Genomic DNA, 16,427 nt, shown 5'->3' with positions numbered 1-16,427 from the left:
GGTTCTCGGTGCGCCGGGGTCTACCACGTCATGGGTAGCGCGTAGACGCCGTATGCGAGACGGTCCGACTTGAACTCGATCTCGTCACGCGGGCATGCGACCCGGAGGTCCGGAATGCGACGGAAGAGGGTCTTGTAGACGATCTGCAGCTCCACACGTGCCAGCTGCTGTCCGATGCACTGATGCGGGCCGAAGCCGAAACCCGTGTGATGCCGCGCGGAGCGGGTCAGGTCGAGTTTCTCCGGCTCCGGGAACGCGGCGGGATCCCAGTTCGACGAGCCGAGCTCGAGGATCACACCGTCGCCGGCGCGGATCTGCTGTCCCGAGATCTCGATGTCCTCGGTGGCGATGCGCCGCTGTCCGTTGTGGATGATGCCCAGGTAGCGCATCAACTCCTCGACCGCATTCGCGATCACATCCGGCTCCTCGGACTCGCGCAGCAACGTGAGCTGATCCGGATTGTCCAGCAGTGCAAGAGTACCCAGTGCGATCATGTTGGCACTCGTCTCATGTCCGGCGATGAGCATGCCGAGGCCCATCTGCGCGGCCTCGGCCGGCTCGATCTCACCGTCCTTGGCCCGTCTGGCGAAGTCGCTCAGGACGTCGTCGGTCGGGTCGGTCATCTTCTGCTCGACGAGTTCGTTCATGAACATGAACATTGCCGCGAACGCCTGCATGTTGTCGTCCGGCGTCGCGTACCGGTCCACGCTCTTCACCGAGTTCTCCTGGAAGAAGGCGTGATTCTCATACGGCACGCCGAGCATCTGAGAGATGACGATCGACGGGAGTGGCAACGCGAGCGCGGTGACCAGATCGCCCGGCTTCGGACCGTCGAGCATCGCGTCGATGAGTTCGTCGGTGGTCTGTTGGATGAACGGTCGCAGGGCGGTCACCCGCTTGAAAGTGAAGGCCCGGGTCATCATCCGGCGAAAGTGGGCGTGCACCTCTCCGTCCGAGTTGAACACCGATTTGGGCCGCATCGAGACGTTGGCCGCCATGCCCTCGTTCCAGTGCGGGAACCCCGGGAGTGTCTCGTCCACGCTGATCCGCGGATCGTTGAGCAGAGCCTTCTGCTGCTCGTGACCTGTGACCAGCCACGGCTTGGAGCCGTCCCAGATCTCGACACGACTCACCGGATTCTTCTCCCGAAGGACTCGAGTGCCTTCCGGCGGGGCGAAGGGACACCGCGTGTCCCGGTCCATCGGGAAATGCGGCGCGGTCTCGTTGCGTAGTTCGGTGGCCGTGTCTGACATCAGATGTGATCCTTCGTGTGTCGGCTGTGCTGGAAGTTGTCAGTCTTCGACGAGAATCGCCAACGCGGGACATACGGCAGCGGCGTGCCGGACGTCGGCGGCTTCGTCCTCTGGCGGGTCATCGTTGACGAGGAAAGCGATACCGTCTTCGTCTCGCTGATCGAAGACGTCGGATGCCGCAGCCACGCACTGGCCCGAAGCTATGCATTTGTCCTGGTCGATCGTGATCTTCATCGGTTTCTCCTACCTGGGTGTCGCTCGCCGGCGAACGTGATGCCGTCGCCCGAGACCACTCGCGACGACACGGGGCTGTTCCGGTGGCGATGGACACGGTTGTCGGCGCCGTATGTGTTCTGCTCACGCGACGCCCTGCTCCACATCGGACATCGCGATCCCGATCCGGCCGCGATGTCGTCGGGATTGCTTCGGCATGTTCCAACCGAGAATCCCGGTCACCACGCCGTCACGCTGGAAGCTCGCGACGAACCGTCCGGCCGCCGGATCCCCGTCGAGAACCGACATCTCGGCGTCGCGGGGGATTGATCCGTCGACCTGGATCTTCGTCCCGAACTGATCGGACCAGAAGTACGGAATCGGGGTGGCAGGCGCCGAGATCCCGAGGATGTCCGCCGCCACCGCGATGCCCTGTTCGGTCGCGTTGGTCCGGTTCTCCCGGCGATAGGACGTTCCGGTCGTCGCGTCTCGGATCCGTGCGACGTCACCGGCGGCGTGAATTCCGTCCGCGGCCCGACACCATCGATCGCACACGACGCCGTCGTCGACGTGCAGTCCACTGCCCGACAGCCAGTCCGTGGCGGGAACGGCACCGATCGCCACCACCACGACATCGGCGGGTAGGGTGTCGCCGGTCGCTGATCGGACTCCGGTCACTCGCCGGTCCGCATCGGCGAAACCGACGACCTGGGTGCCCGGACGGACCCGAACACCCTGTGCTGCATGCAGTTCTGTCAGGAGGCCGGCCACGACCGGTCCCAGCTGGGACTCCATCAGCGCGGCCTGCGGTCCGACGACGGTGACGTCGACCCCCATGCCGCACGCCGTCGCCGCGAGCTCGGCACCGAGAACTCCGTCACCGACCACCACCAACCGGTCGGCGTCGCGGAGGTCGCCTCGCAGCGCCGAGGCGTCGGCGAGCGAACGGAATGAGTGCAACCCCGCCAACTCCGGCTGCTGCGGAAGTCCGCGTGGCTTCGCTCCGGTGGCGATCACGACGTGGTCGGCGGTGACGGCCCGTCGGTCGGTCTGCACGGTGCGCGATGCGGCATCCAACGAGACCGCCGTCTCGCCGAGCGCGATGTCGAGAGCCAGCGAATCGATGAAGTCGGCCGGCCGTAGCCGCGTCCGGTCCGGTGACCATGCCCCCGACAGAACCTGCTTCGACAGCGGGGGCCGATCATAGGGCGCGTGCGATTCCGCCCCGATCAGCATGATCCGTTCCTCGAACCCGCCGCGCCGCAGTGCCTCTGCAGTCGCAAGTCCGGCCGCGGAGGCCCCCACGATGAGAACGTCGGTGTGGACCGTCATGTCAGATCACCTTGCGTCGTCTGCCCCGGGGGCGCCGGCGAGTGCGGGTTCGCCATCGGACTGCGGCAACGCTTCGGCGCCCTGCATGGACTTCGCAGGAGGGCCGGCCACCGTGCCACCGTCCACGGGTAGCAACGTCGCGGTCACGTACCGCGACCGGTCGGTCGCGAAGAACAGCGCCGCCTCGGCGACGTCCTCCGCGCTGCCCTCGCGCTGAAGCGGTCGGTTCGCAGCCATCATCGAGCGCACCATCGCGGTGAAGGTCTCCGCGTCGGCACCCATCTTCGCCGCCGACGATGCCAGAAGCGGAGTAGGGATACTCCCGGGCGCGATACAGTTCACCCGAATATCATGCTGCGCCAGATCAATTGCCACCGACTTCGAGAAGTGGATCACTGCGGCCTTGGAGGCCCGATACGTCATCACCGCGGCGCCGGCCTGGATGCCGCCCATCGACGAGATGTTGACGATCGCCCCACCGCCCGTGGTCGCCATCTGCCTCGCGGCGTATTTGGTCCCCGCCATCACACCTCGCAGGTTGACGCCCATCACGAGATCGAAGTCGGCCAGGTCGTCATCGAGGTAACTCTGATGCATGGTGCCCGAGACGCCGGCATTGTTGACCATCACGTCCAGTCGGCCGAACCTCTCGACGACGTCGTCGACGAGTCCTGCGACGTCGGAGGGGTTCGACACATCCGTCCTACGGAAGAAGGTCGAGTCACCCGACGCCGAGGCCAGCGCAACGCCGCCCTCCTCGTCGACATCGGCGATCGCCACCCGCGCACCCTCTGCGACGAACTTCCCCACGATGCCCTGCCCCAGCCCCGACGCCCCGCCGGTGACAATGGCAACTTTCCCAGACAACTCATCGGCCATTATGTGGCCACCCTTCGGAATCGATGGTGATGTTCATTTGCGAAAAGACACGAATGGATTTCTACGTCAATTGTTCACATACAGAGAGACCGTGGCCGATAAAGAATGTCAGTCGGCGCCACACGGCGACGACATGTGCATGTTCTTACTACGGATGGATCCGCTCGAACGCTTATCCGGTGCGGCAGCGCCGCAGATTCGCCGAATGGTGAAGGTCTCCGACAGCGATCCGGAATGTTCACAGTGTGTCGTGGGTCTCACTACTGTGTTGACAGACTCGCAGCAGCACCCCAAACTTGTCAAGCGATTGATTGAAATTGGACTTCTCAGTCATTCGGCGCCGGGACGGCGTCAGCCGCAGGCATCATGCGCCCATCCGTCGATCACCTGCGGTTTCGCGGTCAGGCCCTCCCGTTTGTGGCGAGCAACAACGCGAGGCCGGCGATCTCGGCGGAGTGCAGCAGACCGCCAACGCGGCAAATCTTCTACATCGACCGACCCATCCCATCGATCGAGGCCCAGACGCGCGGCCGCTGATGCATATAAATGCAGTTCAGAGGCACAACTGAAACTTGTTCCGTCGGCCATACGGTAAATCGACTGTTTTACACATGACCGATATTGGCCTAATTTTGGAGCGAGAACCGAGTCCGGTCGGCATCTCCGGACGCGGGGGGACGGTGGCCGAAACGACATGCCCGGACGGGCGAAGCGATGAGCAAGAAAGGTCACCCAACGTGGTCACGATTCCCTCTGAGTCCTCGGGCGGCGCGTCCGAGGAGTGGCAGGCCGACAAGCCTGCCCCGCGCCGGCGCAAGAAGGAGGCCACTCAGGAGCTCATCCTCGACACCGCGGAGCGCTTGTTCGCCGAGAACGGCATCTATGCGGTTTCCAACCGTCAGATCGCCGAAGCCGCCGGGCAGGGAAACACCGCCGTCGTCGGATACCATTTCGGCAACCGGACCGACCTCATCAGGGCTCTGGTCAGCCGCTTCCACCGGGGGATCGAACCCTCGCGGGAGGCGCTCCTGGAACAGATCAGCGGCTCCAATCAGCTCCGCGACTGGCTCGAATGTCAGGTTCGTCCCATCACCAACCGGTTCGATGAACTCGGTTCTCCCACCTGGTTCGCGAGGTTCGGCGCTCAACTCATCTCCGATCCGGAGCTGAGCGACATCTTGCTCGAAGAGTCCTGGCGCGAATCGCCGTCACTGCAGCAGACGGTCGACGGCCTCCTGAAATGCCTGCCCTTCTTCCCCACCCAGGTACTGCCCGAGCGCACCGATTGCGCCATGTTCCTCATCATCCAGATGTGCGCACAGCGCGAGCGGGCACTCGCCGACGGTCTGCCGCTGATCCGCGCGACCTGGTCCGAGATGGCGACCGGGCTGGTCGATGCGCTGGTCGGAATATGGACCGCGCCCGTCACCCCGGTCTGAGATCTCCAGGGCAGCGAACGCCCGTCCATCCGGTCGGCGCATCGAGTTCGGCCACCCGGCTCCACCCCGACCGCGGGTCGACATCGATCCGGCGACCTGCGCAGGCGATACTTACTTCGACTAAGTCAATCGATTGATTGACTTATTGCGTGTGATGCGGTTCACTGGCTCTCATGGGTGCGAGGGCCGACACAGGACCTTCGCGTTCATCCGACCTCGGCAGGATCGGGACCTCAGTTCGGGTCCGACAGCCAGCCGGTCAATTCAGTGCGCACAACAGATGATATTCGACCACCACATTCAACCGTGAGCGATTATCCATTCTTCGACGTTATTCGAAGAGTAAGGATGCGCATTCATGGGCGACAGGAGGGGTGTCAGCATGACCGACGCATCGACCATTCAGAATGAACGTCCCTCGGCTGAAGAGATCATTCTCTATGACAAGAATCCGGCGACAAAGATCGCGACCATCACGTTCAACCGTCCGGATCATCTCAACGCACCGACGGCGGATGCCCGACTGCGTTACGCGGATCTCCTGCATCGCGCGAACGTCGACGACGATGTCAAGGTCGTGGTCATCCGCGGCGTCGGCTCCAACCTCGGTTCGGGTGCGGACATCCCCGAGGCCATGGAGATGGAAGCAGACTCCACCAATCTGGCCCGGATGCGCGAACTCCGCGTCGACGACGAGTCCGCGATCAACTTCCCGCCGCCCGGCTCCTTCCGCCACGGCGCCACGCTGACCCAGTGGTACGCGAACTCCGCGGCAGGCTGCCGCAGCCTGCAGGAGTTCAAGAAGATCAGCATCGTCGAGGCAAAGGGCTACTGCTACGGATGGCATTTCTATCAGGCTGCCGACGCCGACCTGCTCATCTCCTCTGACGACACGCTGTTCGGACACCCGGCGTTCCGCTACATCGGCTTCGGTCCCCGCATGTGGACCTGGGCGCAGACCATGGGGATTCGCCGATTCCAAGAGATGGTCTTCACCGGCAGACCGTTCACGGCCCAGGAGATGTACGACTGCAACTTCGCCAATCGGGTGGTCCCTCGCGACCAGCTAGAGGCCGAGACCGACAAGTACGCGCTGGCATGTGCGCGCACGCGACCCACCGACACCGTCTTCATGCAGAAGATGTTCTTCGAGATGATGAAGCAGTCCCAGGGCGAGTACCTGGGCAGCATGTTGACCGGATTGTTCGAATCCCTTGGCGGATATGCACATCCGGACGCACACGACCTCGTCCTGGACGAGGACACGGTGTCGGGCGGCATCAACAACGCGGTGAAGGACAACGACGATCTCTTCCCACCCGACTTCAGGTTGAGCAAGTCGGGCCGACGACGGGCCGATTGAACACACCGTCGCTCCCCAACCCGGCATATACCCGCTCGAACCCGGAAGGTCAGCTACCGCGATGTCCACCACGCATCTCCCCCTCGACGAGTACGTCGTCGTCGATCTGTCGGCCGGGATCGCCGGCGCCTACTGCACGAAAGTGCTCGCCGACGGCGGCGCAGAGGTCGTGAAGATCGAGCCACCCGAGGGTGATCCGCTGCGCGGTTGGTCGGCCTCGGGTGCTTCCGTGGAGCCGGGTTCCGACGGTGCGCTATTCACCCACCTCGCCTGCTCGAAGCGGAGTGTGGTGGTCGATCCCGACAGCGAGGCGGATCTCGAGACGCTGAACGGCGTGCTTGCTCGCGCCGACGCCGTGGTGTGGTCTCGCGAATCACGTTTCGCGGGTCGTCGCGGCTTCGGACCGGACGCGATCCGATCCGCCCATCCGCACCTGGTGGTCACCGCGATCACCCCCTTCGGCCTCGAGGGGCCATGGAGCGACAGGGCGGCAACGGAATTCACTCTGCAAGCCTGGTCAGGCGGTATCGTCGGACTCGGGCGTGGGGCACCGGATCGCGCCCCGGTCCATGTCGGCGGCCGGATCGGCGAGTGGTTCGCCGGCGCATACGCCGCAGCGGGGACCCTCACGGCACTGCGCAGACGCGCCGACTCCGCACAGGGAGATCTGATCGACCTGTCGATGCTCGAGACCCAGATCCAAGGTCTGACCTACCACCCGGTGACCTTCCTCGAACTGCGCGACCGGCCGTTCCGATCAGAACGATCGGTTTTCGTCCCCGGTGTGTCGCAGGCATCCGACGGGATGGTGGCGGTCGGGGTTGCCACCGCCCAGCAGTGGTTCGACCTCTGCGTACTCGTCGGCCATCCCGAATGGATCGACCGGGACAACCCACTGGCCATCACCGAGACAGCGGCGAAGGTCGCCCCGGAGATCTACGAATGGATTCGTGCCCGGACCGTGGACGAGGTGTGCGAGCAGGCCACCGCTTTCCGGATACCGAACTCCCCGGTGGCGAACGGCGCGAACGTCACCGGTATGCCCCACCACGACGATCGCGGCTCGTTCATCAAGAACCCCTCGAAAGGCTTCAGCCAGCCCGGTCACCCGTACCGGATGAGCGCCTTCGCACTCCCTCAACCGGACAACGCGCCGACGCTGGGAGAGCACACCGACGCGTACCGCGCGCAAGTCGCGCAGGCAGATGATCGGTCCACGGTGGAAGGCAGAGCCCGAGGTGGCGCGTCCGCACTTCCCTTCGAGGGCGTCCGAGTTCTCGACATGACCGCCTTCTGGGCGGGCCCCTCGTGCACACACGTACTCGCCATGCTCGGGGCCGAGGTGATCCACCTGGAGTCGACCTCACGCCCGGACGGCACCCGGATGATCGCCGGAGTGCCGATGACCGACGAACTCTGGTGGGAGAAGTCGCCGATCTTCTCCGGACTGAACACGAACAAGAAGAGCGTGACGATCAACATCCAGACCGAGCAGGGGCAGGAGCTGCTCCGAGAGCTGGTCAAGACGTGTGATGTGCTGGTGGAGAACTACACTCCGCGGGTGCTCGACCAGATCGGCATGGACTACGACTCCGTCAGAGAACTGCGCCCGGACATCATCATGGTCCGCATGCCCGGTTTCGGGCTCGACGGACCGTGGCGTGACAAGGCGGCCTTCGCCTATGTCATCGAGGACGCGGCCGGCCTCACCTGGCTCACCGGACATCCCGACCAGAATCCCGTCGAGCCCTATTCCATCGGGGATCCGAATGCGGGAGTCCATGCGCTGCTCGGGCTGTTGATTGCGCTCGAACATCGCCGTAAGACCGGCAAGGGCACGCTCGTCGAGGCGAGCATGATCGACGCAGCGCTCAATGTCACCGCCGAGCAGGTGGTCGAACACTCGGCGTACGGAAATCTGCTGACCCGAGACGGAAACCGGGGACCGACTGCGGCACCGCAGAACCTCTATCAGGCAGCGGGCCTCGACGAGTTCGGGCGCGACGATCGCTGGGTCGCCATCGCGGTCGAGACCGACGAGCAGTGGCTCTCACTCCGATCCGCACTGGGATCTCCCGAGTGGGCCATGGACCCCGCACTGCTGACCGCCCAGGGCCGTCGGCAACAGCACGATCTCATCGACGAGCACCTTGCCCAATGGTGCAGGGGCCTCGACGATGACGACATCGTCGACAGACTGTGGAGCGTCGACGTTCCCGTCGGCAAGGTGATGCAGCCGCACCGACAGGCCGAGTTGCCGCAGTTGCAATCGCGCGGGTTCTTCGCACAGGTCGAGCATTCTGTGAACGGGACAGCCTCGCACAGCACGTTGCCTCTGACGTTCTCTGCCGGGCCGGGTGAGTTCACCGTCAGAGCAGCCCCGCTGCTCGGCGAGCACAACGTCGAGATCCTGTCCGGACTCGGACTGTCAGAGAGCGATATCGAGCGTTTGGAGCACGAGAAGATCATCGGGCAGACGCTGTCCTTCTAGCAGCGGACGCGGACGAATCGACGGTCCCACCGTTCCACCGCATGCAGCCAACCGAACAGAAAGGCACACCAGATGAAACCCTCACCCGGCAAGGCACTCTTCAGCACCGTCGACACCACCTCCGTCGTCGTGATCCGCTGGGGCGACATCGATCTCGATCTTACTTGCGGAGGTGCACCGATGAGCGAGACTCCCCCGGCCACCGCGGGCGAACCTCCGCGAACGGGTGCCACGCAACTCGGCAAGCGGTATTGCACCGACGGTGGAGACGTCGAACTGCTCTGCACCAAGCCAGGCAACGGCACACTTGCCATCGACGGGACGTCGTTGACCATCAAGGCCGCGTCGCCACTACCGGCATCGGATTGATCCCGATGAGTGCCGGCTCTCTCCTCGATCTCGGGATGGACTTTGGTGATTCCCTTCAGGAACACGGTGATTGCGCCTCGGCGCAGGAAGCGGTGTCACGGCTCCGGCGCGGCGAGATGGTGATGATCTGCGATGATGTCAGCGTCTCACCCCGTTACGATCTGGTGTGCGCCGCCGATCGCCTGACCACCGAGCAAACCGCGTTCCTCGTCCGCCACACCTCTGGATTCCTGCAGGTGGCGCTCCGCGATGCGCGCTGCGACCGCCTGCAGCTGCCACCCGTCGCCCCCACGGTCGACCGGCGGTCCTCCCAGCAGTGCGTCGGGGTGGACGCCGCGGCGGCCACCGGTACCGGCATCTCGGCCACGGACCGGACACAGACCATCAACACCCTGGGACGGCGTGATTGCGTGCCGAGCGACTTCACGCGCCCAGGTCATGTCCTCCCCGTTCGTGTCGCCGTGAGCCCTCCGTGGCACGAACTCGCCGGTCTTGCACTGGGACTGACCGAGTGTGCCGGTTCGGTGGCGGCGGTGTTCGCCACCCTGGTCGGAACCGGCCGCCGCTCCGACGGTCTGCTCGACAGAGCCGAGGCGCAGGTGTTCGCTGCCCGTCATCATCTGCAGATCATCGGCTACTGCGCGGCCGGGCACGTGCGCGGTTCTCGGGCCGGCTGACGACGCCGGTAGTCATCTCGTCACCTCACTGCAAAATTCACACATGCGAACCCCAGGCACCCTGGGCCGATCACTTTGGATGGTGCAACATGACCGCATTGCTGACCGACGACTGCGCGGTGAACGTGCAGAACGCCTTGCCTCTGTCGATGGTCGAGCGGATGACGCTGATCATGGAGGCATTCGACCGGCCGCTGGCCCGGCTCACTCTCGATGAAGTGACCCAGCACACCGGCCTGCCGCGATCGACGGCACACCGGATCCTGGATCAGCTCGTGCAGTGTCGCTGGCTCATCCACGCCAAGACCCACTACAGCCTCGGCAGCCTCGCGCTCACGCTCGGGGGACGCGAACTCGCCCAGCACGAATTACGTTCGGCGGCTTCGGACACCCTGCAGGCGTTGGCGCTTCGTACCGGCTTGTACGTCCATCTCGCGTCTCTGGCCGGCTCGGAGATCTACTATCTCGACATGTTCGGTGGACGAAACGGCCATCGTGTCCCTTCCCAGGTCGGTGGCCGAGCTCCCGCGCATTGCACCGCAGCAGGCAAGGCAATCCTGGCCAACCTGTCTCCCGAATACGTCGACAATCAGTACTCCAGCATGATCCGAAGTGGCCGTACCGATTACAGCATCAGTGACATCGTCGTGCTGCACCAGGAACTCGCCCGGATCCGCGCACGGAACGGTCTGGCCACCGAGCGTGGCGAATGTTTCGGACATCTGGCGTGCGTGGGCGCGGCCGTACGCAACGCCGACGGACCCGTCGGTGCGATCTCCATCGTCACGCGCCACGCAAGCCCGCTCGAGCCACTCGCCCCGATGGTGCTCCGTGCGGCAAGGACAATCTCCGACAAACTCATTCACGGCAGCCGCTTCTCCTGACCTGACTGCTCCCGGACTGCCGTCACGCAACAGGTTCCCCGCGTGCACGGGTGCCCGGTGGTGGCTTACGGAAGCCTGCCACCACCGGGCGCCCACGAGATCATTCGACCGTCACACCCTCCATGGTCCCCGCGGCACGCCACTTCTCCAGGATCTCGAAGAAGGCGACCGGACCGCCCCCGTATCCGGCGGACAGCAGGCTGTCGGGGTTCTCGGTGTCACCTTCCGAATCCAGATAGCTCGGTGTGCAGTCGGCGAAGAACTGCTTGCCCATCACCGTGCTCTCGGCCATGGTCTGCACCCATTCGTCCTCGGCCTCCTGGTCGGCCTCCACCAGCTCGCCCCCCTGATTCGCCCACTCCTTGAGGATGTACGCGACATGACGCGCCCGCTCCTCGGCGGTGTGCACGTAGTTGGGCGCGATCCCCGTCTGCGTGTATCCCAGGAAGAAGCAATTGGGAAAGTCGTGCGATTGCAGTCCGTGGAATGTGCGCGGCCCCTTGGCCCACTTGTCACTGAGACGGGTTCCACCACGACCGGTGATGTCGAATCCTGCCCGCCTCGTGTAATTCGTCGCCACCTCGAACCCGGTGGCGAAGATCAAGGCGTCGACCTTGTATTCGACGTCGTCGACCACCACGCCGTCGCGGGTCAGCCGGTTCAATCCGCGGCCGTCGGTGTCCACCAACTCGACGTTGTCCCGATTGAAGGTCTGCAGGTAGGCATCGTGGAAGCTGAGGCGCTTGCATTGTCGCTTGTACCAGGGCAACAGCCGTTCGGCAGTCTCCCGGTCCTCGACGACGGATTCGATGCGGCGACGCACACGCTCCATCGACTTGAAGTCCTCCTCGAACAGGAAATCGGCGATCTCCTCCATCGACATGGCGGTGCCGCGACGCTCCATCTCCTTCATCACGGCGGGACCGGTCAGCTCGAGAGCGACCTGCGTCCACCCATCGCCGACGAGATCGTCGTCGGCGCCCATACCGCCGGTCACCTGCGTGAAGTTCTCCATTCGTTCGCGTTGCCATCCCGGTTGCAGGCTCGCCGCCCATTCCGGATCGGTCGGCCGGTCGCCCCGGACGTCGACCGCGGCAGGCGTCCGCTGGAACACGTACAGCGTGCCGGCCCACTCTCCGAGATGCGGAATGCATTGCAGTGCGGTGGCTCCGGTGCCGACGATCCCGACGCGCTTGTCGCGCAGACGATCCAGACCGCCGGTCTCGTCACCGCCGGTGTACGAGTAGTCCCAGCGACTCGTGTGGAAGGTGTGTCCTCCGAAAGAGTTGATGCCGGGGATACCGGGCAGCTTCGGCCTGCTCAGCGGCCCGGGCGAGACCAGAACGATGGTCGCTCTGATCCGGTCCCCCCGATCCGTCGTCACCGTCCACTTCCGTGCGCTGTCGTCCCATACCATCTCCGTCACAGCGGTCTGCAGGAGCGAATTGCGATAGAGATCGTAGTGTTCGGCGATCCCCACACAGTGTTTGCGGATCTCCGGGCCGAATGCGTACCGGCGCTCGGGAATGTAGTCCAGCTCTTCGAGCATGGGCATGTAGATGTACGACTCGATGTCGCACTGGGCGCCCGGATAGCGGTTCCAGTACCAGGTGCCACCGACGTCACCCGCCTTGTCGACGATTCGGATGTCGTCGAATCCGGCCTCCCGCAACCGGACAGCCGCGATCAGACTGCCCAGCCCGGCGCCGATGACGAGGACCTGCACCTCGTCATCGACGGGGTCGCGCTCGACGAACTCCGTGTAGGGATCATCCGCGTAGTGCGAGAACTCGGCAGTCACCTCGATGAACTGTCCGACAGCGTCCGACCGCAGCCGCTTGGCGCGTTCGTACGCGTACTTCTCGCGTACCCATTCCGGGTCATAGGCCTCTGGCTGCGGCCCCGGGGCCTGTTCGGGGAGCGTCATCTCGTACTCACCTCTTTCGAGAGAATCTGACCGAAGGTGTTGCCGCGAAACGTGATCACTGGCTGTGAGCCTCCATGTCGCGCCGGATGCTCACGCGCTGAATCGCTCACGAAGTGGACGCGAGTCGGGCCGTCCTCGATAGATGCCCCGGTCGATCAGACGGGGAACCACCTCGTCGACGAACTCACGGATGTCGATCACCCCCGTGGGGAACATCAGGTTGAAACCACCGACGTGACCGTCCGCGTGCCAGGTCGCCAGATCCTCGACGAAATCGTCGTAGGAACCGATGAACTTACGGTGCTGCGCACCGCCCCTGGCCAACGAGTGAGCGGTCACGTCGCGCACCGTGGCACCGGGATGCTCGGTGATCCAGGTGTAGAGGCCGACGTAGTTGCCGTAGGTGCTCTTGATGGTGTCCTGGACGTCCTCCGGCTTCGGGAGCTGGTCGAGCGGGAACGGATCATCGATGCTGTCGAACGTGTACTCCAGCCCGAACTGGACCAGCGCGAACGGCGCGTACAGCTCGTAGTCCACATGCTGATCGAGCTCGCGCTGCTTCTCCTCGGCCTCGGCGAGCGTCCGGCCGAGATACGGGATCAGACCGGGGATCGCCGGGACGGTACCCTGCGCGCGGCCGGCCTCGGCCAGTGCCTGGTCGAGCTGCGCCCGGTATTCGGCCGCCTGCTCACGCGTGTTCGCATTCGTGAACACCATCTCTGCATGCTTGGCCGCGACCTTGATACCCGGGCCAGAACCCCCGGCCTGCGCGATCAGCGGGCGGCCCTGCGGGCTCGGCGCAACGTTGAGGGGGCCGAGGACCTGATAGTTCTTGCCCTGGTGGTTGATCGGATCGGCATAGAAGCGCCTGATGCCGTCGGGATCGAACCGCAGTTCGCGGTTCTCCCAGAGGCCGGTCACCACATCGAGGAACTCGTCGGCGATCTGGTAGCGGGTCTTGCGGTCCGGATGGCTTTCCTTGCTGTAGTTCAGCGCCCATTCCTCACTGACGCTGGTGACCGCGTTGAAGCCGGCGCGGCCGTTGGAGATCTGATCGAGTGAGCCGAGGAGCCGGGCGAGGTTGTACGGGTCGTAGAACGACGTCGAGGCGGTGGCGATGAGGCCGAGGTATCGGGTCTGGCAGGCGAGCGCCGCGAACGCGGTGATGGGCTCCGGAGGGCCGTGATCCGGCGCGGGCGACCCTGCGGTACCCGCGATGTCGCCGAGGAACATGGCCGTGCACAGGCCTTCCTCGGCGAGCCGGCCCATCTCCAGGATCGGAAGATAGGCGTTGCGCCGGCTCGGGCCGCTGCCGTGGTCGCGCTCGTACGCGGGTGCGCCCTGGTGGTGATTGATCTCGTTGCCGACCAGGTTCAGGTGTAGATAACGTTGGTTGGACATCTGCTCTCCGTCTTCGACTTTGTCCAGATCGAGCTTCGAACGTGGGAATTGTGCGAGTGCCGTGCCCGCGGGTCTTCGGTCAGATTAAAGAGGGTCCGAACACACGGTCAGCCAGCATCCCGGTGGTCGAGATTCCGAATTGCTCACGGCGTCAGACTCTCTCGCAACGGGCGTCAGGCCTGCCCGACCGCCGCCGCTTGACCGAGTAGTGACGTCACCGACGACACCGAATCGGTCGATGACGCCATCGAGCCGCCCTGCGTGACGTCGAGCTCCTGACCGAACCACGTCATCCCGTCCGGATTGGTGGGCGTCCATCCCAGTGCTTCCCAATCCGGATCGAAGATGTGGTAGCTACCGGAGTAAAGCTCGATCCGGTGTCCGGAACCCGGCTCCTCGAGGTAGAGGTACATTGCCTGCCCGATGCCGTGTTTTCCAGGCCCACAATGGAATTTGACGTCGAGATCACGAAGCGTGTCCGCCGCCACGAGCAGATCGCTGTGGTTCTCGATGTTGAAGGCGACGTGATGGAGCTGGGCGTCCTCGCCGGTCATGCTCATCGCGATCGCGAGATCGTGGACCTGCGAGGTCGCCGAGTTCCACGACGCGATCAGCATGTCGTCGGCCTCCGGCATGTAGACGAATTCGCGCCGCTTGAATCCCATGTTCTCGCGCAGCCATTCCTCGGCCTTGCCGACGTTCTCCAGATTGGCCTGGATGTTGTAGTGATCGAGCCGGCGGACGCCGAGGCCACGACGCCGCGACGAATTGCTGAGCAGCTTCGAGCGGATCTCCTCCGGGGCCTTCGGGGCCTCGATGTCGTAGTAGAGCTCGAATGCATGACCCGCGTGCGGCACCAGGAAGCGGATCGCGGTGCCCCGTCCCGATTGGTGACCGGACGGCAGCTCGACGACCTCCACGTCCTGGGCGACGAGTTCGTGGTAGAACAACTCGACGTCCTGCGGCCGTTGTACCCGGAAACTGTACGAATCCACGGTCGCGGTCTCGTTCTGGAACAAGACGAGCGAGTGGTGCTTCATCTCCTGGTAGCCACGGAGATAGACGGTGTCACCGACCCTTTCGACTTCTTCCATACCCAATATGTCGCGAAAGAATCCGACTGATGTCTCGAGTCTGGGTGTGCCCAGCGCGATGGCCCCACAATGCGCGAGCCGTGGCCGTTCGGGCCCTGCTTCGGTCATGATCCGTTCTCCTCACACGTTTTCGACAAAGCACCTGACCAGAAGCGTAGGGACACGGTACCCGCGGGACAGAAACGATCTCGCTCACCGGGAACGCCTCGGAGCGTTCGCATGTCGGTCCCGTCCCGGTGAACGGAATCGCGCACTGGCACCCGTGCGGCGTTCATCACACTGTGATGTGTCCGCCGTCTGTCGACCCATCTCTCGCAGCGGCACAACCACAATCAAACCAAGGAGACGGTGAAGTGGATGTAGACAAGGGCTACTTGTATAAGTTCCAACGCTTCTCGGCGTGGTCGGGGTTTCTCGTCATGGCCGTGGTCGGCGTGTGCTTCTTCATGCTGTCGAAGGTCCAGCCACCCATCGACCCCGAATGGTCGGGCCAGCAGGTCAAGGATTGGATGGTGGACAACCGTTCCGGAATCCTCTGGACCACGGTCATCTGTTCCTTCGTCATCCCGCTGGAATACTTCTTCGTGGTGACCACCAGTTGGCAGATGCGCCGTATCGAGCGCGGCTGGGGAGTGCTCACCATGACCCAGGTCCTCACCGGTGTCGTGGCACCGATCGGGTTCTTCTACCCGATGTTCATCCTCTCGGCGGCCGCCTATCGCGCCGCGGACAGGTCACCGGAGATCCTGCAGCTGATGACCGACCTGTTCTACTTCGCCTACGTCGGTTTCGCATTCATCTTCTGCCTGCAGTGCGTCGTGATCGGTATCGCAGTGCTCATCGACAAACGCACCGAGCCGATCTTCCCGCGCTGGTTCGCCTACCTCAACTTCATCCTCGCCGTGGTACTCGCTCCGGGCGCGTTCATCTATGTGTTCACGTCCGGACCGCTGGCCTGGAATGGGTTGTTCGCCTTCTGGCTTCCGTGTCTCGCGTACCTGGTCTGGAAGGTGGCGACACCTCTTCTCCTCCTCAAGGCCGTCAAGTCCGAGGAAGCAGAGACCGCCGACGAGGCAGTGCCCGTCCTCGTCTGACCTGCGGGCCT

At 64.1% G+C, this 16,427-nt stretch carries 14 protein-coding genes; 7 read left to right on the top strand and 7 right to left on the bottom strand.

Annotation, left to right across the window (positions count from 1 at the left end):
• Positions 1-20 precede the first annotated feature (20 nt).
• The 4 genes from OVA31_RS15265 to OVA31_RS15250 all read right to left on the bottom strand — a co-directional run bounded on the left by OVA31_RS15265 (position 21) and on the right by OVA31_RS15250 (position 3,677).
• Positions 21-1,253 (bottom strand): cytochrome P450, encoded by a 1,233-nt coding sequence (locus OVA31_RS15265; RefSeq protein ID WP_267627463.1) that lies wholly within the window; start codon positions 1,251-1,253, stop codon positions 21-23.
• A gap of 39 nt (positions 1,254-1,292) precedes the next feature.
• On the bottom strand, positions 1,293-1,487 hold the full coding sequence (locus tag OVA31_RS15260) for a ferredoxin (RefSeq protein ID WP_267627462.1): 195 nt from the start codon (positions 1,485-1,487) through the stop codon (positions 1,293-1,295).
• A gap of 123 nt (positions 1,488-1,610) precedes the next feature.
• Positions 1,611-2,798 carry an NAD(P)/FAD-dependent oxidoreductase gene (locus OVA31_RS15255; protein WP_267627461.1) on the bottom strand — a complete coding sequence of 396 codons (1,188 nt, stop codon included), beginning with the start codon at positions 2,796-2,798 and terminating at the stop codon, positions 1,611-1,613.
• A gap of 6 nt (positions 2,799-2,804) precedes the next feature.
• On the bottom strand, positions 2,805-3,677 hold the full coding sequence (locus OVA31_RS15250) for an SDR family NAD(P)-dependent oxidoreductase (protein WP_267627460.1): 873 nt from the start codon (positions 3,675-3,677) through the stop codon (positions 2,805-2,807).
• 611 nt (positions 3,678-4,288) lie between these two features.
• On the opposite strand from OVA31_RS15250, the gene OVA31_RS15245 reads away from it, so the two are divergent.
• The 6 genes from OVA31_RS15245 (at position 4,289) to OVA31_RS15220 (ending at position 10,900) form a co-directional block, all read left to right on the top strand.
• Positions 4,289-5,116: a TetR/AcrR family transcriptional regulator gene (locus OVA31_RS15245; RefSeq protein ID WP_267627459.1), complete on the top strand. Its 828-nt coding sequence runs from the start codon at positions 4,289-4,291 to the stop codon at positions 5,114-5,116.
• 382 nt (positions 5,117-5,498) lie between these two features.
• Positions 5,499-6,479 (top strand): enoyl-CoA hydratase/isomerase family protein, encoded by a 981-nt coding sequence (locus OVA31_RS15240; protein ID WP_267627458.1) that lies wholly within the window; start codon positions 5,499-5,501, stop codon positions 6,477-6,479.
• A 61-nt stretch (positions 6,480-6,540) separates the two neighbouring features.
• Positions 6,541-8,970 carry a CaiB/BaiF CoA transferase family protein gene (locus OVA31_RS15235; RefSeq protein WP_267627457.1) on the top strand — a complete coding sequence of 810 codons (2,430 nt, stop codon included), beginning with the start codon at positions 6,541-6,543 and terminating at the stop codon, positions 8,968-8,970.
• Between the two features lie 72 nt (positions 8,971-9,042).
• Positions 9,043-9,339: a hypothetical protein gene (locus OVA31_RS15230; protein ID WP_267627456.1), complete on the top strand. Its 297-nt coding sequence runs from the start codon at positions 9,043-9,045 to the stop codon at positions 9,337-9,339.
• Between the two features lie 5 nt (positions 9,340-9,344).
• A complete protein-coding gene (locus OVA31_RS15225) occupies positions 9,345-10,016 on the top strand; it encodes a 3,4-dihydroxy-2-butanone-4-phosphate synthase (RefSeq protein WP_267627455.1) in 672 nt (223 codons plus the stop codon).
• Positions 10,017-10,105: 89 nt separating this feature from the next.
• A complete protein-coding gene (locus tag OVA31_RS15220; protein WP_267627454.1) occupies positions 10,106-10,900 on the top strand; it encodes an IclR family transcriptional regulator in 795 nt (264 codons plus the stop codon).
• A 100-nt stretch (positions 10,901-11,000) separates the two neighbouring features.
• Here OVA31_RS15220 and OVA31_RS15215 read toward each other — a convergent pair whose 3' ends face one another.
• The 3 genes from OVA31_RS15215 to OVA31_RS15205 form a co-directional block, all read right to left on the bottom strand.
• On the bottom strand, positions 11,001-12,827 hold the full coding sequence (locus OVA31_RS15215) for a flavin-containing monooxygenase (protein WP_267627453.1): 1,827 nt from the start codon (positions 12,825-12,827) through the stop codon (positions 11,001-11,003).
• A 90-nt stretch (positions 12,828-12,917) separates the two neighbouring features.
• Positions 12,918-14,228 carry an NtaA/DmoA family FMN-dependent monooxygenase gene (locus tag OVA31_RS15210; RefSeq protein WP_267627452.1) on the bottom strand — a complete coding sequence of 437 codons (1,311 nt, stop codon included), beginning with the start codon at positions 14,226-14,228 and terminating at the stop codon, positions 12,918-12,920.
• Between the two features lie 173 nt (positions 14,229-14,401).
• Positions 14,402-15,430, bottom strand: a complete 1,029-nt coding sequence (locus OVA31_RS15205) for a VOC family protein (RefSeq protein WP_267627451.1) — start codon at positions 15,428-15,430, stop codon at positions 14,402-14,404.
• 245 nt (positions 15,431-15,675) lie between these two features.
• On the opposite strand from OVA31_RS15205, the gene OVA31_RS15200 reads away from it, so the two are divergent.
• Positions 15,676-16,416, top strand: coding sequence for a hypothetical protein (locus OVA31_RS15200; protein ID WP_267627450.1), 741 nt, complete (start codon positions 15,676-15,678; stop codon positions 16,414-16,416).
• The last annotated feature ends 11 nt before the right edge of the window (positions 16,417-16,427 follow it).

This window comes from Gordonia sp. SL306 (assembly GCF_026625785.1).
Lineage (GTDB): Bacteria > Actinomycetota > Actinomycetes > Mycobacteriales > Mycobacteriaceae > Gordonia.
Note: the sequence above shows the minus strand (reverse complement) of the source record. Positions and strands in the feature narration are given on the sequence as shown.

Coding starts and splice junctions, on each gene's coding strand:
- OVA31_RS15265 (WP_267627463.1), bottom strand. CDS start 1,253: ATGTCAGACACGGCCACCGAACTACGCAACGAGACCGCGCCGCATTTC.
- OVA31_RS15260 (WP_267627462.1), bottom strand. CDS start 1,487: ATGAAGATCACGATCGACCAGGACAAATGCATAGCTTCGGGCCAGTGC.
- OVA31_RS15255 (WP_267627461.1), bottom strand. CDS start 2,798: ATGACGGTCCACACCGACGTTCTCATCGTGGGGGCCTCCGCGGCCGGA.
- OVA31_RS15250 (WP_267627460.1), bottom strand. CDS start 3,677: ATGGCCGATGAGTTGTCTGGGAAAGTTGCCATTGTCACCGGCGGGGCG.
- OVA31_RS15245 (WP_267627459.1), top strand. CDS start 4,289: ATGACCGATATTGGCCTAATTTTGGAGCGAGAACCGAGTCCGGTCGGC.
- OVA31_RS15240 (WP_267627458.1), top strand. CDS start 5,499: ATGACCGACGCATCGACCATTCAGAATGAACGTCCCTCGGCTGAAGAG.
- OVA31_RS15235 (WP_267627457.1), top strand. CDS start 6,541: ATGTCCACCACGCATCTCCCCCTCGACGAGTACGTCGTCGTCGATCTG.
- OVA31_RS15230 (WP_267627456.1), top strand. CDS start 9,043: ATGAAACCCTCACCCGGCAAGGCACTCTTCAGCACCGTCGACACCACC.
- OVA31_RS15225 (WP_267627455.1), top strand. CDS start 9,345: ATGAGTGCCGGCTCTCTCCTCGATCTCGGGATGGACTTTGGTGATTCC.
- OVA31_RS15220 (WP_267627454.1), top strand. CDS start 10,106: ATGACCGCATTGCTGACCGACGACTGCGCGGTGAACGTGCAGAACGCC.
- OVA31_RS15215 (WP_267627453.1), bottom strand. CDS start 12,827: ATGACGCTCCCCGAACAGGCCCCGGGGCCGCAGCCAGAGGCCTATGAC.
- OVA31_RS15210 (WP_267627452.1), bottom strand. CDS start 14,228: ATGTCCAACCAACGTTATCTACACCTGAACCTGGTCGGCAACGAGATC.
- OVA31_RS15205 (WP_267627451.1), bottom strand. CDS start 15,430: ATGACCGAAGCAGGGCCCGAACGGCCACGGCTCGCGCATTGTGGGGCC.